Annotated in this window: 17 protein-coding genes; 15 read left to right on the top strand and 2 right to left on the bottom strand. The window is 35.9% G+C overall.

Translation table 11 applies throughout. The features are described 5' to 3' along the window. Positions 1-286 precede the first annotated feature (286 nt). The 4 genes from glpK to NST91_RS20085 all read left to right on the top strand — a co-directional run bounded on the left by glpK (position 287) and on the right by NST91_RS20085 (position 7,545). Complete coding sequence (glpK, locus tag NST91_RS20100; protein ID WP_341332562.1) at positions 287-1,777, top strand: glycerol kinase GlpK; 1,491 nt, start codon at positions 287-289, stop codon at positions 1,775-1,777. A 174-nt stretch (positions 1,778-1,951) separates the two neighbouring features. Beyond that, positions 1,952-3,568, top strand: coding sequence for a glycerol-3-phosphate dehydrogenase/oxidase (locus NST91_RS20095; protein ID WP_341333570.1), 1,617 nt, complete (start codon positions 1,952-1,954; stop codon positions 3,566-3,568). Between the two features lie 536 nt (positions 3,569-4,104). Next, positions 4,105-5,274: an IS256 family transposase gene (locus tag NST91_RS20090; protein ID WP_341330668.1), complete on the top strand. Its 1,170-nt coding sequence runs from the start codon at positions 4,105-4,107 to the stop codon at positions 5,272-5,274. Positions 5,275-5,814: 540 nt separating this feature from the next. Then, entirely contained in the window at positions 5,815-7,545 is a 1,731-nt protein-coding gene (locus NST91_RS20085) for a phospho-sugar mutase (protein ID WP_341332561.1), read from the top strand. A gap of 61 nt (positions 7,546-7,606) precedes the next feature. Here the strand turns inward: NST91_RS20085 and NST91_RS20080 are convergent, their stop codons facing one another. Continuing rightward, positions 7,607-7,846, bottom strand: coding sequence for a YhdB family protein (locus tag NST91_RS20080; protein ID WP_099353313.1), 240 nt, complete (start codon positions 7,844-7,846; stop codon positions 7,607-7,609). A 199-nt stretch (positions 7,847-8,045) separates the two neighbouring features. Between NST91_RS20080 and NST91_RS20075 the strand changes: the two genes are divergently transcribed. From NST91_RS20075 to NST91_RS20025, 11 genes are all read left to right on the top strand, one after another. Further along, positions 8,046-8,402, top strand: a complete 357-nt coding sequence (locus NST91_RS20075; RefSeq protein ID WP_341332560.1) for a DUF3889 domain-containing protein — start codon at positions 8,046-8,048, stop codon at positions 8,400-8,402. Positions 8,403-8,540: 138 nt separating this feature from the next. Further along, complete coding sequence (locus tag NST91_RS20070) at positions 8,541-9,950, top strand: SpoVR family protein (RefSeq protein WP_341332559.1); 1,410 nt, start codon at positions 8,541-8,543, stop codon at positions 9,948-9,950. Positions 9,951-10,090: 140 nt separating this feature from the next. Further along, on the top strand, positions 10,091-10,447 hold the full coding sequence (locus tag NST91_RS20065) for a putative zinc-binding protein (protein ID WP_341332558.1): 357 nt from the start codon (positions 10,091-10,093) through the stop codon (positions 10,445-10,447). Positions 10,448-10,551: 104 nt separating this feature from the next. Next, a complete protein-coding gene (locus NST91_RS20060; protein ID WP_341332557.1) occupies positions 10,552-10,971 on the top strand; it encodes a universal stress protein in 420 nt (139 codons plus the stop codon). Positions 10,972-11,402: 431 nt separating this feature from the next. After that, complete coding sequence (locus NST91_RS20055) at positions 11,403-12,881, top strand: SulP family inorganic anion transporter (protein WP_341332556.1); 1,479 nt, start codon at positions 11,403-11,405, stop codon at positions 12,879-12,881. 120 nt (positions 12,882-13,001) lie between these two features. Next, positions 13,002-13,532 carry a CBO0543 family protein gene (locus NST91_RS20050; RefSeq protein ID WP_341332555.1) on the top strand — a complete coding sequence of 177 codons (531 nt, stop codon included), beginning with the start codon at positions 13,002-13,004 and terminating at the stop codon, positions 13,530-13,532. 245 nt (positions 13,533-13,777) lie between these two features. Continuing rightward, positions 13,778-15,457 (top strand): PAS domain S-box protein, encoded by a 1,680-nt coding sequence (locus NST91_RS20045; RefSeq protein ID WP_341332554.1) that lies wholly within the window; start codon positions 13,778-13,780, stop codon positions 15,455-15,457. Positions 15,458-15,489: 32 nt separating this feature from the next. Beyond that, the gene (locus NST91_RS20040; protein ID WP_341332553.1) at positions 15,490-18,471 is read left to right on the top strand and encodes an EAL domain-containing protein; all 2,982 of its coding nucleotides are present in this window, start codon (positions 15,490-15,492) and stop codon (positions 18,469-18,471) included. A 128-nt stretch (positions 18,472-18,599) separates the two neighbouring features. Further along, positions 18,600-20,681 carry an EAL domain-containing protein gene (locus tag NST91_RS20035; RefSeq protein ID WP_341332552.1) on the top strand — a complete coding sequence of 694 codons (2,082 nt, stop codon included), beginning with the start codon at positions 18,600-18,602 and terminating at the stop codon, positions 20,679-20,681. A gap of 24 nt (positions 20,682-20,705) precedes the next feature. Then, complete coding sequence (locus NST91_RS20030; protein WP_341332551.1) at positions 20,706-23,942, top strand: response regulator; 3,237 nt, start codon at positions 20,706-20,708, stop codon at positions 23,940-23,942. 17 nt (positions 23,943-23,959) lie between these two features. Further along, complete coding sequence (locus NST91_RS20025) at positions 23,960-24,820, top strand: CheR family methyltransferase (RefSeq protein ID WP_341332550.1); 861 nt, start codon at positions 23,960-23,962, stop codon at positions 24,818-24,820. 46 nt (positions 24,821-24,866) lie between these two features. On the opposite strand, the gene NST91_RS20020 is transcribed toward NST91_RS20025, so the two are convergent. Next, positions 24,867-25,334, bottom strand: coding sequence for a hypothetical protein (locus NST91_RS20020; protein WP_121447149.1), 468 nt, complete (start codon positions 25,332-25,334; stop codon positions 24,867-24,869). Positions 25,335-25,419 lie beyond the last annotated feature (85 nt).

Here is a 25,419-nt window from a genome sequence, read left to right as displayed (position 1 = left end):
AATTTTAGACCTAAAAAAGCACCTCTTCTCAGGTAGAAAAAATTATGTAAGCGTGTTAATTTTAAGTAAGGAGAACGTATTAACTTGATTCAGAAGAAGTTTCTACTTCTATAAGTGGGGATGAATGCAATTTTGAGTACTCAATTTAGTGATGAGTCCAAATTCCGTCTGAATAAAGTTAAAGCCTTCGGCGGATGCCACGATTTTTCAGAGGTAGTTTTTCGAGCGAGCTCGAAAAAAATCGGGCGCAAATACGCCAAGGCGCATTTGATAGGGGGGCTATAAATTGGAAAAATACATACTTTCACTGGATCAGGGTACCACGAGTTCACGCGCCATCTTATTTAATCAAAAAGGTGAAATAGTACATGTTGCGCAGAAGGAATTCACGCAAATTTTTCCAAAACCAGGCTGGGTGGAACATAACGCAAATGAAATTTGGGGTTCGATTTTATCGGTCATGGCATCAGTTTTATCCGAGGCAAACGTAAAAGCGGAGCAAATTGCAGGAATAGGGATTACAAACCAACGTGAGACGACGGTTGTATGGGACAAAGAAACTGGCCAGCCTGTGTACAATGCAATAGTGTGGCAATCCCGTCAAACGGCTGATATTTGTGAAGAACTAAAAGAAAGAGCATTAAGTGATACATTCCGTAAAAAAACTGGGCTATTAATTGATGCTTATTTTTCAGGGACAAAAGTGAAATGGATTTTAGATCATGTAAAAGGAGCACGTGAAAAAGCGGAGAGCGGGAAACTTCTATTTGGTACAATTGATTCTTGGATCATATGGAAGCTGTCAGGTGGGAAGGCTCATGTAACAGATTATTCTAATGCCTCCCGAACCTTAATGTACAACATTTACGAGTTACAATGGGATGATGAGTTATTAGGGCATTTAACAGTACCTAAGTCGATGCTCCCAGAAGTTCGCCCATCTTCAGACGTGTATGCAACCACAGCTCCTTATCATTTCTTTGGTCAAGAGGTGCCAATTGCAGGTGCAGCGGGTGACCAACAAGCAGCTCTTTTCGGGCAAGCTTGTTATGATAAAGGGATGGTTAAAAACACATATGGAACAGGCTGCTTTATGCTGATGAATACCGGTGAGAAAGCAGTGCCTTCTAAGCATGGATTACTAACAACAATTGCATGGGGGATTAACGGAAAAGTTGAATACGCCCTAGAAGGAAGTATTTTCGTCGCAGGTTCCGCTATTCAATGGCTTCGTGATGGTCTACGCATGTTTAATGATGCCAAGGACAGCGAAGGCTATGCTGTCAAAGTGGATTCAACTGATGGAGTATATGTAGTGCCGGCATTTGTTGGACTAGGCGCTCCATATTGGGATAGTGACGTGCGTGGGGCTGTGTTTGGCCTTACACGGGGGACTTCAAAAGAACATTTCGTTCGAGCAACTTTAGAATCATTAGCCTACCAGACAAAGGATGTCTTAACGGCCATGGAGGCCGATTCTGGCATATCGTTGAAAACGCTTCGTGTAGATGGTGGTGTTGTTAAAAATAACTTCCTTATGGATTTCCAATGCGGAATTTTAGGAGTTCCAGTCGAACGTCCTGTAATCAATGAAACAACAGCTTTAGGGGCTGCATACTTGGCTGGCTTGGCAGTTGGTTATTGGAAGGGTCAATCAGAAATTTCTAGTAAATGGGCGATTGATCAAACATTTGAACCAAAAATGAGTGAGGAAAAGCGTGAAGAACTATATAATGGTTGGAAAAAGGCAGTACAGGCTGCCATGGCATTCAAATAAAAGTTATGCTATCATGAAGATAAGTTAATCATTCGGTAGGAGATTAGGGAGAGACCGCAGGAGCATTGTCACTATGTGAACAATGACTTTTGTGGTCTCTTTTTCTACCTCTTTTAAGGAGTGGAGATCGTGACACAGTTCTCAAGTATAAAAAGAAGTTCAATCTTAGCGGATATGGAAAAGGAGGTTCACGATTTATTAATAATTGGTGGTGGAATAACGGGTGCAGGTATTGCACTTGACGCTACTACACGTGGACTTAAAACAGCGCTTGTTGAAATGCAGGATTTTGCTGCTGGGACATCCAGCCGTTCCACAAAGCTGGTCCATGGTGGCCTTCGCTATTTAAAACAGTTTGAAGTCGGATTAGTGGCCGAAGTAGGTAAGGAAAGGGCCATTGTTTATGAAAATGGGCCACATGTGACAACTCCAGAGTGGATGCTTTTACCCCTACATCAAGGTGGTACTTTTGGAAAATTTTCAACATCCATTGGCCTAAGGGTTTACGACTATTTAGCAGGTGTCAAAAAGTCAGAGAGAAGATCCATGTTAAGTGCTGATGAAACTCTTGCAAAAGAGCCACTTATCAAAAAGGAAGGTCTTAAAGGTGGAGGCTATTATGTTGAGTATCGTACAGACGATGCGCGCTTAACAATTGAAGTGATGAAAAAAGCCATCGAAAATGGCGCAAAAGCGGTCAACTATGCCAAGGTAGAATCATTTATCTATGAGGATAAAAAGGTAAAAGGAGTAAAGGTTGTAGACCAACTTACAGGAAAAGAATACAAAATTTACACAAAAAAAATTGTCAATGCAACAGGGCCATGGGTTGATAAATTGAGAGAAGCCGATAATTCGAAAAAAGGGAAAGTATTGCGTCTAACAAAGGGGGTTCACATTGTACTTGATCAATCCAAGTTCCCGTTAAAACAAGCGATTTATTATGATACACCAGATGGCCGAATGGTATTTGCAATCCCACGTGACGATAAAACATATATCGGAACAACCGATACTTTTTATGACAAAGATACCGCACATCCAACGGTTACATCAGAGGATCGTGCGTATTTAATCAATACAATTAACTATATGTTTCCAAGTGTAAATGCGAAGGAATCTGATATTGAATCGAGTTGGGCTGGTGTACGACCATTGATCTACGAGGAAGGAAAGGATCCTTCCGAAATATCCCGTAAAGATGAAATTTGGATTTCTGAATCAGGTCTCATCACAATTGCAGGTGGAAAATTAACAGGTTATCGTAAAATGGCGGAAACCGTGGTAGATAAAGTTGGAGGGCTTTTACAAGAAGAAGGGGTAACTACACTTAAAACTTGTCAAACAAAAAACATGGCTATATCTGGTGGAAATGTTGGTGGCTCGAAAAACTATCCATCATTTGTGGCTAAAAAAGTTGAGAAGCTCATGAACGAATTCCACCTTTCTCGAGAGAATGCTCAAAAATTAACGCATTTGTATGGATCAAATATTGATATTGTTCAGGGAATCATGGTCGATTTTAGCGATAGAGCAGATGAAGAGACTTTGCCAGTACTTGCGTCATTGGAATATGGAATTCAATATGAAATGGTTACAAAACCAATCGATTTCCTTATTCGTCGCACAGGTGCGATGTTCTTTGATATCGATTGGGTCAATGAATGGAAACAACAGATTATTGCCTACATGGCCGAAAAGTTTAACTGGACTGCCGAAGAAAAACAAGGTTACGAAGCCGAAGTTGAAGCTTACATTAAAGACGCAACCGAGCCAACTGAAGAAAGATAATAATTGCTGTAGACAGACGGAGAAATCCGTCTGTTTTTTGACTTTCAGGGAATTATAAGGTCCCACCATGTGATAATAGTGAAACGGCGCTAGGTTAAACAGGTACGTAACTGGAGGATATTAGGAGACAGCGAGGTAGTAAACCAGTTAAAGAGGTATGCATATGGATTATAGTAGGAAACAGCGAGCTAGTAAAACAGTTAAAGAGTATGCATATGGCTTATATTAGGAAACAGCGAACCAGTAAACCAGTTAAAGGGGTACGCATCTGGATAAAATTAGGAAACAGCGAACCAGTAAACCAGTTAAAGGGGTACGCATCTGGATAAAATTAGGAAACAGCGAACCAGTAAACCAGTTAAAGAGGTATGCATCTGGATAAAATTAGGAAACAGCGAACTAGTAAACCAGTTAAAGAGGTATGCATCTGGATAAAATTGATTAAGTCCATATAATTGTGTAAAAAGAAAAAGAGTCAAATCAATTCCATTTGGCCACAATGTTATCAGCGACGAAAACATTAGGAGGAATTAATTTTGACTCAACTTCAGTTTACCCTAAATTTGGACAATTTAAAAGATGCTGTTATGAACTCTAATATCGAAGCGGTTACTAAAGCTTCCATAGTCTTAGTACTGAATGAAATAATGGAAAAAGAACGTGATGAACACTTACAAGCAAAAGCTTATGAACGAACAGTTACTCGTCGAGATTACCGAAATGGTTATTATGAACGTGATTTACTATTATCTAACGGACGAATTACTTTGCGTGTTCCTCGTACACGTGAAGGTGACTTTTCTCCATCTATATTTGAAAAGTATGAACGAAGCGACCAAGCTTTTGTTCTTTCTATGTTAGAGATGGTTATTAATGGGGTATCTACTGGAAATGTTACGAAGGTTGTAAAGCAACTCTGTGGAGAAAATGTATCGAAATCCTTTGTGTCATCACTTACAAAGAAACTTGAACCAATCGTTAATCAATGGGCAAATCGACCATTAAACGTCATGTACTATCCGTATATTTTTGCAGATGCCATGTACATAAAGGTTCGTGAACATCACCGTGTTGTTTCAAAAGCAGTTTATATTGCTACTGCTATTAATGAAAAAGATCAAAGAGAAGTTATTGGTCTAAAAGTAGATCATGTAGAAAGTTTTGATGCTTGGCAAAGCTTTTTCAAGGATTTAAAGTCACGCGGGTTACAATCACCTAAGCTAGTTATATCAGATGCTCATGAAGGGTTAAAAAAGGCTATACAACGTGAATTTATTGGAACCTCATGGCAAAGATGTACTGTACATTTCAAGCGTAATATAATAGGTGATCTTCCAAAAAAAGATATGGCACAGGTAATCTTTGATTTAAAAAGAATATTCAGTGCTATGACTAGAGAAGATGCTTGCGCGTTTAAAGAAGATTTTATTAAGAACTATCGAGATAATTCTAAACTAAAAAAAGCAATACAAATCTTAGAAGAAGGCTTCGAAGATGCCATCCAATACCTAAATGAACCATGTTCATACCACACTTATATACACAGTACAAATTCATTGGAGCGGTTGAACCAGGAAGTCCGGCGAAGAGAAAGAGTAATAAGAATTTTCCCTCACACTCAATCTGCCTTTCGCTTAATTGGAGCCATATTAATGGATTATCAAGAAAAGCAAGTTATGAAAAAGCTGCCAATCAAAAAAAGATAGTACACGAAGCGAGCGAAATTTGTATGGGTAGGAAGGGGGTACCCCCTTCCTACCCATACAAATCAATTTCTTAACACAAGTAAATCTAATAACCTGATAATTATTGTTAGCCATAGAATTAATTTTACACAAAATTATGGACTTGACTATAAAATTAGGAAACAGCGAACTAGTAAACCAGTTAAAGGGGTATGTATATGGATTATATTAGGAAACAACGAACCAGCAAACCAGTTAAACAGGCACCCATCTGGAAAAATAAGAAATAATGAACAGCAACCGCCTTAAACATGTACCACCTGTAAAGTTAAAAGAGAACAAACTTAGTGGTCCTTATTGTACAAGAATGATTGGGATCATAACAGGAATCCCTACTAAAAATCATAAACTTCATTTAATCAACCTAGCCTTTTTACTCATTTTCATAAGAAACAAGACAAACTTTGCTAAATTAATTGGAAAAAGACAGGATTTTATATAGAATAGGTAGAAGATAAAACAAAGATATTAACAATACAACTGTAATTGGGGGCATCGAACATGAGTTGGATGGAAAAGTATAACCAATGGCTAAATACGCCGGGGTTAGATGTAGAAATCAAGAATGCGTTGCTTGAAAAAAAAGACAATCAAAAAGAACTTGAAGATTGCTTTTATAAAAATCTCGAGTTTGGAACTGGTGGAATGCGTGGAGAAATCGGACCAGGGACAAACCGTATGAATTTATATACCGTAAGAAAAGCTTCAGCTGGGCTTGCAGCATTTATAGAGACATTTGGTGAAGAGGCGAAGCGCCGTGGGGTTGCTATTGCGTATGATTCTCGTCACAAATCACCTGAGTTTGCAATGGAAGCTGCAAAAACCCTTGCTACACATGGAATTCAAACCTATGTATTTGATGAACTTCGACCTACACCAGAATTGTCATATGCGGTTCGTCATTTAGGTGCTTTTTCAGGAATTGTCGTGACTGCAAGCCACAATCCACCAGAATATAATGGGTATAAGGTATATGGCTCAGATGGTGGACAACTTCCACCAGAAGCTGCTGATACAGTGATTGAAAAAGTAAATGCGATTAATAATGAGCTTGATTTAGAAGTCGGTAATGAAGAAGAATTAAAGGCTTCCGGACTTATTAAAATGATTGGTTCAGAAATTGATAATGCCTATACAGAAAAACTAAAAACGATCTCAATTAATCCAACGCTTTCTCAGGTTGGTGTCAAGGTCGTGTTTACTCCACTCCACGGTACTGCAAACAAGCCCGTTCGAAATGGCTTAAAAGCATTTGGATACGAGAATGTTACTGTGGTAAAGGAACAAGAGCTTCCTGATCCTAATTTCTCAACTGTAAAATCACCAAACCCAGAGGAACATGCAGCTTTCGAATTGGCGATTAAAGAAGGCAAAAAGATTGACGCAGATATTTTAATTGGAACAGATCCAGATGCAGACCGTTTAGGGGTAGCTGTTAAAGATGACAATGGTGAATATGTCGTATTAACAGGAAACCAAACAGGTGCTATTTTGCTGCATTACATATTATCAGAAAAGAAGAAACAAGGTGTTCTTCCAGAGAATGGTATTGTTCTTAAGACAATCGTTACATCTGAAATTGGACGAGAAATCGCAAAATCATTTGGCCTTGATACAATTGATACACTTACGGGATTTAAATTTATCGGTGAAAAAATTAAGGAATTCGAACAAACAGGAGAATACAAATTCCAATTCGGTTATGAAGAAAGCTATGGTTACTTAATTGGAGATTTTGCTCGTGATAAAGATGCAGTTCAAGCTGCATTATTAGCAGTAGAAGTTTGTGCTTTTTACAAAAATAAAGGCATGACAATGTATGAGGGCCTAATGGAGATTTTTGAGAAATATGGCTATTATCGTGAAGGCCTTGAATCCTTAACACTAAAAGGAAAAGAAGGGGCAGAGCAAATTAATAACCTTCTTGCAAGCTTCCGTAGTGAACCGCCAACAATTGTTGCTGGACGTAAGGTAACACTTGTTGAGGACTATAAGGAAAGTGTCCGAACCAACGTTAAAGAAAGTCAAAAAGAAGAAATCACTCTTCCAAAATCAAATGTTTTAAAATACTTCTTAGAAGACGGTACGTGGTTCTGCCTACGACCATCTGGAACAGAACCTAAAGTAAAATTTTATTTTGGAGTTAAAGGAAGTTCACTTGAAGATAGTCAACAAGCTTTACATGACATTTCTAAAGATGTGATGGAACAAGTTCATAATACATTAAAATAAAAACAAGGCCCTCGGGTCTTGTTTTTTTTCGATTAAAATGAAGTGGGGATTTTCACCCCACTTACATATGTGCAGCTAATTCTTCCATGCTTTCTGTGGATGCATGGTCTATATACCGTAGTAAAGAATACAACTGTCTCTCGATAACAGAATAATCTTTTTCAAAATTATAGGCATGTAAAAAGTGTTCAATTTTTTTTGAAAGGAAATCATCCTTTGTTCGAACCATCAATATAAGTAAGTTGTCCCACTGGGAACGATGCGTGTAATAAAGCGCTTTGTCATAGTCAACAGTATTCACTGCTTTTCCCTCCTTCTAAGGAGTTGATTATAGTGTGTGGAGAAAACAATTTTTTTCTCTCTGTAAATCTTGGTCAAGAATCCAAAACAAATATGAATACATAAAAGCTCGAGTTTTGTTTAATTGGAAAAAATAAAGTGATTAATATCTCAAGGAATAGCACAAAATACAATTGATTTTTACATAGGAGGTATGGAAGGTGACAAAAAGAGTATTGATTTCAATTTTCTGTAGTATATTTCTATTAGCAGGAGGCGGTATGGTAAGCGCACAACAGAAGCCACCACAAAAACCACCACAGCAGGAACAACCGCTTCCAACGGATTATGAAAAATGGGGTAAAATTGCAATTGATGTGGCAAAATTAAATTATCCAGACAGCAAAATTAGTGATTATCAGTATAAGGGACGAGAAAATCTTACTAATACACAATCAAAAGATACTTTTGAATTGAGAGTACAAACCAAAGACCGCACTTTTACAGCAAAAGTGATGATCTTGTTTAATCCACAAACAGAGTCCCTTTTATCGTTAAGCATCGAAGAAGTAAAATAAGGAACAACCATCTGGCCACAATTCACTGAACGAATGTGGCCTCTTTTGCGTTAAAAACGTGTAACAACAAAATCCCCTTTCATCATTTTGACCAATGACTCATAAATTGTGATAAGGACGAAAAGGGGGAGATCAACTGTGAGAGATTCTGATCGCAAGAAGCTAGAGTATGCAATTGATGAAATCACAGAAATTGCAGAAGGCTTTGGACTGGATTTTTATCCAATGAGATACGAAATTTGTCCTGCTGATATTATTTATACATTTGGCGCCTATGGGATGCCTACTCGATTCTCGCATTGGAGCTTTGGAAAACAATTTTATCGAATGAAGCTGCAATATGATTTAGGATTAAGTAAGATTTACGAACTCGTTATAAATTCAGATCCATGTTATGCGTTTTTACTTGATTCTAATTCCCTTATTCAAAACAAACTAATTGTTGCCCATGTACTAGCACATTGTGATTTTTTCAAAAATAATATCCGTTTTAGTAATACAAAACGAGATATGGTTGAAAGTATGGCAGCTACAGCGGAACGGGTGAAACATTATGAACATGTATACGGAAAACTTGAGGTCGAAACATTTTTAGATGCAGTATTAGCTATCCAAGAGCATATTGACCCTTCCCTTATGAGGCCAAAGCTTTCTTGGAGCCTTGAGGATGAAGAAGAAGAAATAAAGCGAAAGCCGTCACCATATGATGATTTATGGGGCTTAGATAAAAAGGCGGCAAATGATAAACCAGTTGCACGTAAGAAAAAGAAATTTCCGCCACAGCCTGAAAAAGATATTCTTCTATTTATTGAACAATACAGTCGGGAACTAGAGGATTGGCAACGCGATATTTTAACAATGATGCGCGAGGAAATGCTGTATTTTTGGCCGCAGCTTGAAACCAAAATTATGAACGAAGGCTGGGCTTCATATTGGCACCAACGCATTCTCCGAGAAATGGATCTTACTTCTGATGAAGCCATTGAGTTTGCGAAGCTCAATGCAGGTGTAGTGCAACCATCAAAAACAAGCATTAATCCATATTACCTAGGTTTAAAAATCTTTGAGGACATAGAGGAACGATACAATAATCCAACAAAGGAAATGAAGGAACGTGGTGTTCAGCCAGGATCTGGGCGTGAAAAAATCTTTGAGGTTCGTGAAGTTGAATCAGATATATCGTTCATTCGAAATTACTTAACGAAGGATTTAGTCCTACGTGAAGACATGTATCTCTTCCAAAAGCAAGGTCGAGATTATAAAATCATTGATAAACAATGGACGCAGGTTCGTGACCAGCTCGTAAACATGCGTGTCAACGGTGGATTCCCGTATATCACTGTAAACGATGGTGACTATCTAAAAAGTGGGGAACTCTTCCTAAAACACTGGTACGAAGACATAGAGCTTGATTTAAAATATCTTGAAAAAGTACTTCCTTACATTTATCAATTATGGGGCAGACCCGTCCACATGGAAACTGTACTAGAAAATAAATCGGTTGTATTTACGTATGATGGAAAAACAGTGCATAGGAAGTATGTCTAAATAGAAAGAAGCTGCCTAATGGGTAGCTTCTTTTATTATTAGAATTTATTGCAAAAATCTAAAAATGGTGATGTTCCTCACAGAAAAAGTAAGGTAAATAAACTAAAATAGATTCCAATTATAAAGGGAGGGAATAGAGAGTGGAAAAAAAGAAATTACCTTTAGTGTATTTTTGTTCAGGTTGTTCGTCCGCTGCACAAACAGCAAATACAATAGCTATAAAGATGGATCGAGAAAATATAGCTGAAATGTCTTGCATTGCAGGTGTAGGCGGAGATGTAAAACCACTTGTAAAAACAGCAAAATCAGGAAGGGATATCATTGCGATTGACGGTTGCCCACTGGCATGCTGTAAGCATATTTTGGCTAGACATAACATCGAGACTAAGCATCATTTTGTATTAACAAATTTTAATGTTCCCAAAAAACAACATGAAGATCCGGACCCCCGACTAACGTTAGATACTTACAATAAGATTTTGGAGATAACTAGATAAAAGTCCTATAGTAATTTCAAAGTCGTAAAAAAATTAAAGTAATAAAGGAAAATGTGTATATTGTAAGGAATTATATAAGAGAGCATTAAATAGGGAGGTCAATTATGTACAACAAAATCCTATTAGCTGCAGATGGTTCTGAGCACTCTATACGTGCGTCCGAAAATGCAATAATGCTTACAAACGGAAAATCTCATCCTAAAATTGAAATCGTATATGTAGTCGATCACAATAAAGTCAAATCCGATGTATTAGAAAATTGGAATGCTCCGGATATAGGTGATAAACGAAGATTCCGATTAAGAGAAATAGAACAATTAATGAGGAAATCAGGAGTTTCTTATGAAATAACTTTTCTCCATGGCGAACCAGGACCTACTATTGTAAATTATGCGAATAAAAATCAGTTTGATCTTGTCATCATTGGAAGCAGAGGATTAAATGTGCTACAGGAGTTTGTACTTGGAAGTGTTAGTCATAAAGTTGCCAAGCGTGCAAATTGTCCAGTGCTAATTGTAAAGTAAAATTGAGTAAAGGCAGTCAGTGCTTTATAAAAAAGAACTGACTGTTTTTTTATTTGGTACTGCACTAAAAACTACCATATAGAATTAAGATTTTTATTAAGTCACAGTGAAAATGAGAGAAAACAGTAGAATAAGGAAGATGGATCAATATGTTTGCGTTTACATAACATTTTCACAAATTAGCAATAATCCGCTATACTATGATTTGTTAAAGACGGACCCGACTTTCATGAGAGTTGAAAGTCATTAGAAAGCGAAGGCAATCATTTTGAGACAAACGGACTGATATGAACCTGAAGGAGATAAGGAAATACGGCGAGGAATCGGGCCGATGTTAGGCTTTGTGTACGGAAGGTAAGAGGAGTCTTGATAGTAGCTACTTGCTAGAGCTAGACAAAAAAATGATAAACAAAATAGAAAGAGGTGCTGATTTGAATATATCAACATTTAAAACTGAATGGTTTGGCAATGTGCGAGGAGATATCATGGCAGGGATTGTTGTTGCACTTGCTCTAATTCCTGAGGCAATTGCCTTTTCACTGATTGCAGGAGTAGACCCCATGATAGGGCTGTACGCCTCATTTTGTATTGCAGTCACAATTGCGTTTGTTGGAGGAAGACCTGGTATGATTTCTGCAGCAACAGGTGCAACTGCATTGTTAATGGTAACATTGGTTGCAGATTATGGACTCCAATACTTACTTGCTGCAACGATTTTAACGGGGATTATCCAAATTATCATGGGTGTGTTAAAGCTTGGAAGACTTATGAAATTTGTCCCTCGTTCAGTTATGACTGGTTTTGTGAACTCACTGGCAATCCTTATTTTTGCAGCTCAATTACCGCATTTTGCTGGTGAATCATGGCAAATGTACGCAATGGTAGCGGGGGCATTAGCGATAATTTATATCTTCCCGCGCTTTACAAAAGCTGTTCCATCACCATTAGTGGCGATCATCGTTATGACAATAATTGCAGTATTAACCAATAGTGGAGTACGTACAATAGGAGATATGGGGGAACTACCATCAACATTACCGATCTTTTTACTACCTGATATTCCATTCAATTTTGAAACATTAAAAATTATTTTCCCTTATTCTTTATCAATCGCAATTGTTGGATTAGTGGAGTCTTTACTAACAGCTACGATTGTTGATGATATGACAGATACAGAAAGTGATAAAAATAAAGAAGCACGTGGGCAAGGGATAGCAAATATCGTTTCTGGTTTATTTGGCGGAATGGCAGGTTGTGCAATGATTGGACAATCTGTGATTAACGTTAAATCGGGTGGTCGTGGAAGGCTTTCTGCGTTTGTAGCCGGATTGTTTTTAATGGTCTTAATCTTAGTACTTAAGGACTTCCTAGTTCAAATTCCAATGGCAGCCCTTGTTGGGGTGATGTTCATGGTTTCAATCGGAACGTTTGACTGGTCTGCATTACGTACTCTTCATAAGGTTCCAATCACGGATACTATTGTTATGATTGTTACAGTGATCACAGTTATACAGACACATGACCTATCAAAAGGTGTTTTAGTTGGAATCATTTTGAGTGCAATTTTCTTTGCTTCTAAGATTTCAAAAGTAAAAGTTTCAAGTCTTTCAGCTAAGAATTCGCAAAAGAAAATGTACCATGTTTCAGGGCAGTTGTTCTTCGCTTCTGTTACTGATTTTGTTAATAGCTTTGATTATAAAGAAGATGTAAAAGAAATTGATTTAGACTTATCAAGTGCTCACCTTTGGGATGACTCTGCGGTAGGGGCAATTGATAAAGTCGTCTTTAAATATCATCAAAATGGGACTAAAGTAAACATTAAAGGATTAAATACAGAAAGCAATAAATTAGTTGAGAAGCTTGCAGCATACAAGACACCAGGTGCTCTTGAAAAAGCAGGAAATCAATAAGGTAGGGGAAACACGCAGTCTCTTTGGCAGCGTGTTTTTTTGTCTATAAAGAATAGTATTAGGAAACAATAGAATGTGATTTCAAAATTTTTACAGTTAGAGTAACTGAGGTGCCTTTTTGTGAATGCAATTTATGGTTTAATTTGGCTAGCTGCGTTATTTATTTGGGGAGATTGGAGAAATTATAGAAAATACTATCCAACCTACCTCTTTTTCCTATTGGGGGATTTTCTTTATTTATATTTATTATCTGACAAGTTTGCGATGTGGACATATACCCCTCAAGGTGTTGATGAGGGAATTGGACTGACCAACACACATATCGTTCTTTCAATTATGGCCATAAAATACCCTGCAACAATCCTCATCTTTTTAGGAAGATACCCTGAAGAACGATCATGGATAAAACAATTTATTTATATCTTATTATGGGTAGGCATTTATGCTGTGAATGAAGCTGTGGATTTATTTGTTGGACTTATAAGACATGATCATGGTTGGAGCTTGGGATGGTCAGTATTATTTAATCTTGTGATGTTCTCCATTCTTCGTTTACATTATGTACGTCCTTTTCGCGCCTGGATTGCCTCACTCATATTTATCCTCATACTTTGGAATATCTTTGATGTCCCTTCTTCGGTATTTCGATAAAACTAACATATATATATCACCTACTACTGAATGATCCTTAGTAGTATTTTTTTAACCACTTTGATGTTCCGATTAGGAAGATAGGAATACCTTCCTATTGGAAATAAGAATGGGTTCCTATATGAATAAGAATAGATGGTGATACATTATTTTTACAATTTCCGGCAAAATAGGTTTACAGATGAAAATAACAAAAAAGCACTTTAGGACAAGTTGTCATTATATAAAATATGGAGAAAATGAACATGAATCTTACCAATATGTTTGAACAAAAAAGCATTAGTAATTTAATTAATCTTGTAGCAACAGCATTTAATAGTTTAAAAGATATCCTATATATTCTGCAAGTTGATCATTCTCAATTTACATATTTATATGCTAACCAAGCAGGATTATCAATTCTTAATGCTGATGAATCATTATTTGGGAAAACGATGGATGAATATTTGCCAAAAGAAAAGGCGCAATATTTGAAAATATTTTACAAAAAGGCAGTCTTGTCTAAAACAGTTGTGACATTTGAAGACGAGACTATACTTCCAAATGGCCAAATCATGTTTAATGAAACTGTGCTAACTCCTGTTATTGACGGAGAAATTGTATATCTTGTTGCAATCGTACGCGATGTTACTGATAAAACATTAAGAGTAAGGGAACTTCAACAAGCAAAAAAAGTATTGGAAGAGAATAAGCTAATGCTTGATTCTCTCATCGCGAACAATGTGGATGCAGTACTTATGCTTGATACAAATGGGATCATTCATGAGTTAAATGATGCAGCAGAGAGCATTATAGGATATAAACCAAGTGAACTAATTGGCGCTCATTACTCGAAAATAATGACACAAAAAGAATATAAAAAAATACAAAAGATTATTCAGCATGTATTAGGAGGAGAGTCTTTTTCTTACGAAACGAAACTTTCCCATACAAACGGCAATGAAATCCATGTCAAAGTAAAAAACATACCAATTACGATTGACGGAACATTGACAGGAATTTATGGGATTGTGAAAGATATCAGCGCAAACAAAAAAGCTGAACAAGCACGAAGAGAAAGTGAAGAAACCTTTCGGATCATTGCAGAGAATTCTGTTGACATTATTAAAGTACTTACACCAGATGGAAAAATCACTTATGTATCTCCTTCGATTGAGGATATTTTAGGATACTCTGCACCAAAAATGATTGGTAAATCATTTATTGAAACTATACATCCTGATGACAGAGAAAAAATGAATGAAGTTTATCTAAATCTGATTGAACTAAAGGAAAATGTTGACATTGAGGTAAGGCGTAAACACCAGGATGGGCATTTTATATGGTTACATTCAGACTTAATACCCGTATTGGACTCAGAAGGACAGCTTGAAAAAATAGTTGTGATTTCAGGGGACATTACTGAATACAAAAGAAAGCTAAAAAAGTTAGAAAAACTGGCCTATTATGACCATTTGACGGGTCTTCCTAATCGGAGAATCTTCTTAGATCGGCTCCAACAATCTATGTATACAACAGATCGAAAAGGTAATTTAACAGCATTACTGGTTTTAGACTGTGATGCTTTCAAACAAATAAATGATAATCATGGACATGATACTGGAGATGAAGTGATTAAAGAATTCTCCAAACGTATACGTACAGTGATTCGCGACACGGATACACTTTCACGAGTGGGTGGGGATGAATTTACAGTCGTTCTTCCAGAAATAATAGACGAGCAGCAAGTGGTAGATATTTCAAATCGAATTTTGAATGCAGTAAGACAGCCTATCGAAATAAAAGAACACGTGCACAAAATCACAACTAGTATCGGTATTTCTTTTTATCCACTACATGGAACGGTTGCTGATGAGTTGTTTAAAAAGGCTGATGAGAATCTTTATAAATCCAAATCACTTGGGGGAAATATATTTTCGTTATAGAAAGATAAGCCATCGTTAAAAGGGGGATAAAAATGGCAGGACTATCTTTTTTTAAACAGCTTACAAAGCTTTCAAATGTGGACACAATAGTATCTAAAACAATGAATCAAGAGATGGAGCATGATTTATCATTATTAAGAGAACTAATTAATAATCATCCACATGCTGTTCTGGCTTTTGATGCAAATGTGAATTTATTACATTACAACCCTTCAGCAGTAAAAACATTTGGTTACAAAGAAAAGGAATTATCTCAAAAGTTAAAACAATATTTTAACGATAATGACAAATACAAAAGAAATAAACATTTTCAACGTGCTTTACAGGGAAAAGTACAAAATTATCGAACAGCTGTTACACATGCGAATGGAGAAAAAATTTATATTGATGTTAATCTAATCCCAATAAATAATAGTGCTGGGAACACAATCCTAATTTATGCAGTGGCAAAAGATATTACAACATATGTTCAACATGAAAAAGAATTAGTTAGAATCAAAGGAAGCCTTGAATTAGCACAAAAAGTCGGTGCAATCGGCAGTTATGATTATGACGTAATTGAGGATGAAGCGTATTGGTCAAATCAGATGTATGTCCTATTCGGTATTGAAAATACAAAAGGGTTTGTTCCAACATTTGATAGTATTACAGAACTTGCTCATCCCGATGACCGAGAAAAGTTTAAAATAGCTATTCTATCTGCTATAGAAGAAAAAAGAAATCTAAGTTTTGAATTTAGGATTCTTCGTAGCGATGGGACTACGATACATGTATATAACCAAGCAGATGTAATCTTGGACGAAAATAAGAAACCCGTTCGATTTATAGGAACTGTTCAAGATATAACCAAAAGAAGGACAGCAGAACTAAAGCTGAAAGAAAGTGAAAATCGAATCGAACATATCTTTGATAATTTGGAAGTAGGTATTTGGTCTTTAGATATAAAAAATGGTGAATACAATCTGGTCTCAAAAGGCTTTGAGGAGATAACTGGGTTTTCTCCTTCTGATATAGGGAATCGGATTACCTGGGATTCACTAATCCATCCAGACGATTATATGGAATATCATGAGAATCAACAAAAAAAATTAAAAGGTGAAAATCTCTATCATCAATATCGAATCGTTCATAGAAATGGAGATATTGTCTGGATTCAAGATCAAACATTACCGGTTCTTGATAAAAATGGTGAAGTAATTAGGATTGATGGGATCGTTTCAAATATTACAGAGCAAAAAGAATTTGAAAAGAAAATCCAATATCTAGCTTTTCACGACTATTTAACCAAACTACCAAATCGGATGCTTTTTGAAAATAAAATAAATGAATTAATTTCAACTTCAAACCAGGTTAACAAACATTTTTCAATTTTATATATAGATTTGGATCGGTTTCGAAATATCAATGAATCACTTGGACACCAAATTGGTGACAAATTGCTTTTTGAGTTTAGCCAAAGAGTGAATATGTTAATGAATAAAAACACGTTATTTGCAAGACTAGGTGGCGATGAATTTGGCATTATTTTATGGGATTATGAAGATTCAGACTACCCAATTAAGGCTGCTAAGATAATCATTGACTGTCTTGACCTACCATTTGAAATTGAAGATTTCGAATTACTTATAACGACAAGTATTGGAATAAGTACATTTCCTGAGAATGGAAAAAACATAGAGGAATTAATAAAAAATGCCGATGCGGCTTTGTATAGGGCAAAGGCTAGTGGTAAGAATACGTATCAAATTTATTCTTCCTCATTAAGTATTAATTCTTTCAAACAGTTTTATCTTGAAAGGGATTTAAGAAAATCGATTGAGAACAACCAATTAGTCGTATATTTCCAACCAAGGGTTGATTCAGGTTCAGGTAAAATTGTAAGTGCAGAAGCTTTAGTTCGGTGGGAGCATCCGGTATGGGGACTTGTATCTCCACTTGAATTTATTTCACTTGCAGAAGAAACAGGTTATATTAATGAAATAAGTGATTGGGTATTAGACCAAGTGTGTCAAAGTATCACCAGATGGGAAAATAAAAATTTGGAAGTTGTGCCTATTTCGGTGAATATATCAGCGCAACGGTTTTTAAAAAATGATTGGAAAGCAAGGTTGGTTTTTATACTGGAAAAAAACAATACAGACCCAACTTTACTTGAGTTTGAAATTACGGAAACAACCATGATTAAACATGAGGAAGCAGTTAGATTGGCTTTACAATTTATGAAGAGCATGGGGTTTAAAATTGCTCTAGATGATTTTGGTACAGGCTATTCCTCTATCACTTATTTAAAGGATTACCCTATTGATACAATTAAGATAGATCAGTCCTTTACTAAACACATTGCAAAGACAAATAATGTTGAAACGATTATTAAATCTCTTATTTTTATGGCGAAAGGTTTAGACATGAACGTTGTAGCAGAAGGTGTGGAAACAATCGAACAGCTATCATTCTTAAGACAACAGGAATGTCGAGAAATTCAAGGGTATATCTTTAGTAAACCAGTACCAGAAGAGACCTTTCAAAGTTTATTAAGAAAAATGATTTTGAAACCAACCTTTAATAGTGATACCGCAAAATTCCCGAATAGAAGGCGATATTACAGAATTAATCTTTTGTTTCCACTAAGTTCACAAATGACGTTAACCACGATACTTGGAAATCAGGTTAGATTAGGAAATACAGAGATTCTAATTGAAGACATTGGGCCAGGCGGGTTACGATTTTTATCAACTATCCAGTTACCTGTACGTCCTGATATTACCTATCAATTCAATACTAAAATTATGGGTGAAATCATTACCTTAAATGGTCATGTTGTTTGGAAAGAAGAGGTTAAGGGAATCTTCCAGTATGGGCTTAAGTTTATTATGGATGAGACTCAAAGAGATGCGCTCGTAAAGTTTTTAAATCATTTCTCTCTACAATTGCGTAATAACCCATTTGTACCAAACTGTGATTTTGTGAAAGACGAAAAGATTTGTTATTTACTAAGAGCAACCTCAAATGAGTAAAGAGGTGCTCTCTCTTTTTTTAGATATGGAAAAAACTAGTCCATTTTACACTTAAAATAAACTCCACCCAAAGATATAGGTATGATATCCTATAACAGGAGTATATGGAAAATATCAGGGGTGGAGTAATGGCAGATATTGAAAAAATAAATATTCTCTTAGTGGATGACCGTCCAGAGAATCTATTAGCCTTGGAAGCTATAATTGAAAGGGAAGATTATAACTTAATCAAAGCTTTTTCTGGGGAAGAAGCTTTAAAGTATCTATTAAAATATGAGTTCGCAGTCATTTTATTGGATGTTCAAATGCCAGGAATTGATGGGATTGAAACTGCGAAAATAATCAAAGCACGTGAGAAAACAAAAAATATTCCACTTTTATTTATAACGGCTAATAACATGGACTCGGATCATATTTTTAGAGGATATTCGGTTGGGGCAATTGATTATATACTGAAGCCTGTTGACCCAATAGTATTAAAGGCAAAGGTTGATGGCTTCGTTGAAATATATACAATAAAAAAGCAACTTATGATACAAACAGAATTACTAGAAATAAAAAATAAAGAAATTGAATTTATGGCTTTGCATGATTATTTAACGGGTTTACCAAATCGAAGAATGTTCCAGGACGAACTAACTGTTTGGGTAAAGGAATCTAAGAAAAGAAACCAAGCAATCGGAGTTGTTGTTTTAGATATTGACTACTTCAAATATGTGAACGATTCACTTGATTTTAATACAGGTGATCGAGTACTAAAGGAAATTGCGAAACGATTGAAAGCAACTGTAAGGGAAGGAGACTTTGTTGCTAGATTTGGCGGTGATGAGTTCTCCATTATATTACCTAATACAGATCGTGAGGAAACATTAGAAATTGCTACAAAAATTAATGTTGCTTTTAATGAGCCACTATACATTGATCACTATGAATTGTTTTTCACAGCAAGCGTTGGATTGAGTATATTTCCATATGATGGAGAAGACCCGGTAACACTTGTGAAAAATGCGGGTACAGCATTGTTTCGTGCGAAGGAGCAAGGAAAAAACAATTATAAAGTGTATCACTCCGGGATGAATCTTCAGTCTTATCGGACGTTTATCATGCAAAATGATTTACGTAAAGCCATTGAACGACAAGAACTTTCAATCGTTTATCAGCCTCGTATGGAACTTGAAAATGGCAAGATTAAAAGTGCCGAAGCCTTATTGCGGTGGGAGCATCCAAAATGGGGAATATTGTCACCAAGTGAATTCATTCCATTAGCCGAAGAAACCGGGCAAATCATCGAGATCGGTGAATGGGTTCTTACAACTGTTTGCAGCCAATTAAATGAATGGAATAAGACAGAATTGTCTTCAATTAGAATTGCAGTTAATTTTTCAGCCCAACATTTTTTGCAAAAAGATCTAGTTGATAAAATCCAACGAATTTTATCTGAATACAAGGTAAGTCCTAGTTTACTAGAAATTGAGATTACTGAATCGGTAATACTGGGGAATGAGACAGTGATTTCTAAGACTCTTCATCAATTAAAGGATATGGGGATACAGGTAAGTATCGACGACTTCGGGACTGGCTATTCGTCTTTAAGCTATTTGAGACGTTTCCCAATCCATGCGTTGAAAATCGATCGGACTTTTATTCAAGAAATATCTAGTGACTCTCCAAACGATACTGTTTTAACTGAGGCTATCATTTCATTAGCACATAATTTAAATATGTCCGTAATAGCCGAAGGTGTAGAGACGGAGAAGCAAATGTCAGTTTTAAGGCAGTTAAAATGTGAAGAAATTCAAGGATACTTATTAAGTACACCATTAATAAAAGAAAAATTCGAGGCATTTCTTCTAGGCCATAATGAAATTGACTTTATTTCTGAAAAGAGAATAACTTCATTATTCGATCAAAAGAAAATCGTTTCTGAACCTTTCAATGAACCTGAGACAATTCATAAAGAAATTACAGGCACAATTCAGATTACAAAGGAAGTCTTTGGACTCTCATCAAGAGAAGTAGATGTTTTTGAATTACTGTTAACAGGATTAACTAATAAGGAAATCTCTGAAAAATTATTTATTAGTGAGCACACCGTGAAAAATCACATTACAAGGATATTCCAAAAAATGAATGTTACTGATCGAGTTCAAGCAATTGCTTTAGTATATCAAACATGTTTTGAAATCAGTGATTCAACGATCAGTAAATAAATGTGACATGAAAGGAATCCATTCATGAAATTTAGAACAAAATTATTATTAGGCCTAAGTACACTACCAATTTTACTTGTTGTTCTCATAGGTATTGGCTGGGCTCAGATCTCTGGTCTTAATAAAATGAGCACATCAATACAATCAAACTATGAACTAACTATACTAGCAGAAGATATTCATCGGGATATTAAGGACGAAGGGATTCGACTGCGAAATCTTGTTTTGTTTAATGATGAAAAAATGATTCAACAAGAACTGGCAAAGTTGGAAGAAGAGAATCAATCCATTGTAGAAAATATTACTTTAATTGAAGAAAAGGCTATTACTGCAGAACAAAAAATTTTAGTAAAGAAACTTATAGATATAAATAGTGACTTTAATGTTTATCAGAATGAGCTAATCAAATTGGTCAATGCCGGGAGTAAGATTGAAGCTCTAGATTTAATTGATGAGAGTTCAAACGAACTACATGAAGATTTTTTTACCATTCTTTCAGATATAACTGAATCTTTTGAAGTAAGTATGGAATCATCTTTACATGATAGTGTTTCAGAGTTTAAGAATGAGCTTGTCATTAGTGCAATAATTATCATAATTAGTGTCATTTTAATCATGGGTTTTCTTGCTAAAAGTATTTGGACACTATCAAATAGGTTAAATAAAGTCTCTGCTGTAATGAAAGAGGTGGCAAACGGTAGTGCCGACCTTAATACAAAGGTTGAGATTGATTCAAGTGATGAAATAGGTGATGTCGCAAACTCATTTAATATAATGACAGATTCCTTACAACAGCAAATAAATAGAGAACAAGAATTGGCCTGGTTGAATTCTAATATTGCGGAAATCACGACGAGCCTAACTGGAATAAACGATTTAGAAACGTTAGCACAAACTTTCCTTTCTAAGACAGTTCCTTTAGTTGACTCTAGCCATGCTGTATTTTATGTCAAGGACATTGAAATCGATGATGATGAGGAAGCTCGTTTTAAACTGCTCGCATCCTACGCTTTTAAGGAACGAAAGAGTTTCTCCAATACCATTCGATTGGGCGAAGGACTTATTGGACAAGCTGCCCTTGAAAAATCTCCGATCATTTTAACAAATGTCCCTTCAGACTATGTACGGGTAAGTTCAGGGTTAGGAGAAGCTTCTCCTTTAAATTTATACGTATTGCCGATTGTTTTTGAGGGGGATGTAAAAGCAGTCATCGAAATTGCATCTTTCAAATCATATAGTAAGACTCAACAAGATTTCCTAGAAGAGCTAATGAATGGTCTGGGAATAATCATTGAAAGTGTAGTGGGAAGAATTAGGCTAGCTAAATTATTGGAGGAATCTCAAACATTAATGGAAGAGATTCAAGCACAGTCTGAAGAACTGCAAGCGCAGCAAGAGGAACTTAGAGCAACTAATGAAGAGCTTGAGGAACAGACACAAGCTCTTCGTCAATCTGAGGAAAAACTCCAAGTTCAGCAAGAAGAGCTGGAACAAACAAACGCTGATCTTGAAGAAAAAGCGAAAAATCTAGCTGATCAAAATAAGAGATTTGAACAAACAAATAAAGAGGTAGAGGCCGCAAGAGCAGAACTCGAGGAAAAAGCAAAACAACTTGCATTGAGTTCAAAATATAAATCTGAGTTTCTAGCAAATATGTCTCATGAATTAAGAACACCATTAAATAGTTTACTTATTTTATCTAAACTCTTATCGGACAATACAGAAGGAAATCTATCTACTAAACAAGTAGAATATTCTAAGACCATCTACTCAGCTGGAAATGATTTATTAGCATTAATTAACGATATTTTAGATTTAGCAAAAATTGAATCAGGAAAAATGGAAGTAAATCCTAGCAAAATAACAATCGATGATTTAGCTGATTACGTTGAAAGAAGCTTTAGACCAGTTGTAAATGAAAAAGGTCTACAATTTTCAATCAATGTAGAAAAGGGTCTGCCACCTTTCCTTTATAATGATGAACAAAAAATTCAACAGGTACTGCGAAATCTATTATCAAATGCTTTCAAATTCACCCGAGAAGGAGAGATTAAACTAGATATTTCCTCTTACCTAGAAGACAATAGCAATCCTGCTTTTTCTTTCTCAGTAATCGATAGTGGGATTGGAATTCCGACTGAAAAGCAGCAACTTATTTTTGAAGCATTCCAGCAAGCAGATGGTACTACGAGCCGGAAATATGGCGGAACTGGCCTAGGATTATCGATCAGTAGAGAAATTGCTGCATTGCTTGGAGGCAAAATAGTCCTCCAGAGTGAAGAAGGAAAAGGAAGTACATTTACATTTATTGTTGGTGATTTTCAACATGAAATTGATCTTCAAAATGCTATAAACGAGGTTGCGGTATCTACCGAAAAGCCAATTTCAATCCTGACGAGCAGTGTTGAAACTTCTGTAGGATTTAAAGAAACTCCAAGTGTTGATGAAAATAGTCATATTAAGCGGCTTTTAATCATTGATGATGATCTGCTACAACGAAATACCCTTATGGAGTTTATAGGGAATATGGATGTCATAATTAAAGCAGTATCGTCAGGCTATGAAGCGATTGAAGAATTAAAGGTAAATTCGTTTGATTATCTTATATTAGACTTGGGATTAAGAGATACAAACGGTTTTGATTTATTGGAGAAAATAAAGAATTCGCATCATCATGAAGATGTAAAGGTATTCGTTTATACAGGGCGTGACTTATCATCAAAAGAGGAAATTTTCCTAAATAAATATGTTCATCGGATAATCATTAAGGATGAACACTCTCCGCAAAGGTTGAAGGAAGAAATTTCATTACTATTAAATTGCAACGAATCAATGAATGAAATACCGGAGATGCCTTCAACTAGCTCTGTTAAGGATCAAACAGGACTACTCGGTAAGAACATCCTTCTTGTTGATGATGATGTACGAAATGTATATGCGATTTCAAGTATTCTTGAAATGTACGGTATGAACGTAACCTTTGCTGAAAATGGGATTGAAGGAATTGAAGTATTGCAGCAACAACCAGATACTGACCTTGTATTAATGGATATTATGATGCCTGAGATGGATGGATATGACGCGATTAAAAAAATTAGAGAGAATCCACAATTTTCTTCCTTACCTATTATTGCGCTGACGGCAAAAGCAATGAAAGAAGATCGTGAGAAATGTATGGAGGTAGGAGCATCTGATTATATTGTGAAACCAATTAATCCCGACCAACTGATTTCTTTAATAAAGGTTTGGTTATATCAATAGAAGGGACTCTTTAGACTATGAATACTCAATTTGGTGCAGTAAATCTTGAGACAAAGGAAAGCTCAGATCTTGAAAAGATTGAAATTGAATTACTGCTAAACGGCCTATATCAGTGGTGTGGGTATGACTTTCGGAGCTATGCTTACAATTCGATAAGAAGAAGAGTTCAGCATCGATTAGAGGCAGAAAAGCTTTCAAGTATAACAGGGCTACTTGAGAGGATTCTTCATGATCCTGCCTGTTTGCGCAGATTGATAGCCGATTTCTCGATTAATGTAACAGAGATGTTTAGAGATCCTTTATTCTTTTTAGAATTTAGGGAAAAGGTTGTCCCATTATTGCGAACATATCCTTCTATTCGTATCTGGCATGCGGGATGTTCTACGGGTGAAGAGGTATACTCAATGGCAATCCTACTTCTTGAAGAGGGGCTCTATGAAAAGACCAAAATTTATGCGACAGATATTAATGCGGATGTATTAAAGATTGCCAAATCAGGTAGATATCCGTTAGAGAATATGAAAAAGTACACAACGAACTATTTGCAAGCGGGTGGAAGTAATGCTTTTTCAGACTACTATACAGTTACAGATAATGGCGTAAAATTTCATTCGCACCTGTCTAACAATGTCGTATTTGCACAGCACAATTTAGTAACTGACCAATCATTTAATGAGTTCCACGTCATAATGTGTAGAAATGTCCTCATTTATTTTAATAAAGAATTGCAAAAGCGGGTTCATAATTTGTTCTATGAAAGCTTAGCAATGTTTGGCATTCTTGGACTTGGAGACAAGGAAACGATTTATTATACGGACAAAGACAATGATTACGAGGAAATCAGTAAAAAACAAAAATTGTATAAAAAGGTAAAATAAATGGTAAAGGTTGCTGTTAACACTCAGCAACCTTTTGTTATATGTATCACACGAGAGCGTCCTCTTTACCAAAGGTTAGGATGATTTTTCTTATGAGAAAGCCAACGATTAGCCCAGGAATTACACAGATCATTGGGAAAAATACAGGTCCAAATGTAATCCCCCAAAAAATAGCTTTAGGCGCGACCATTAAACCGACCGTAACAAAATAAGCACAAAATGCAAATGGCAAAAAGGAATAAGGAGCTTTTCCACCACCTGCTTCTTTAAATGCATCCCACATGGCAAAAAAGTACAAACAGGGATAAAACATGAGCCATCCATAATTAGTGGATTCAAGTGCTTGTTGTGTTTCACCTAAAAAGCTAAGCATGATGACTTCATTGAAATTTGCAAGGGTATTGACCAAGAACTCTAAGAAAATAAAGGTTAGACCCTTTACATATTGTTTATTTAATAATTGTCCGAACCCTGGTAATGCAATACTCCAAAATATACGTTCTACAGCTTTCACATCGTTTTATCCACCACACTTCAGTTCGCTATATATCTATTTTCTTATATTTCCCAGTTAATTATTCATTTTATTTCAATGAAAA

The sequence above is a fragment of the Ferdinandcohnia sp. FSL W7-1320 genome (assembly GCF_038050315.1).
Lineage (GTDB): Bacteria > Bacillota > Bacilli > Bacillales > Bacillaceae_L > Ferdinandcohnia > Ferdinandcohnia aciditolerans.
This window is presented reverse-complemented; position numbering and strand designations above follow the sequence as displayed.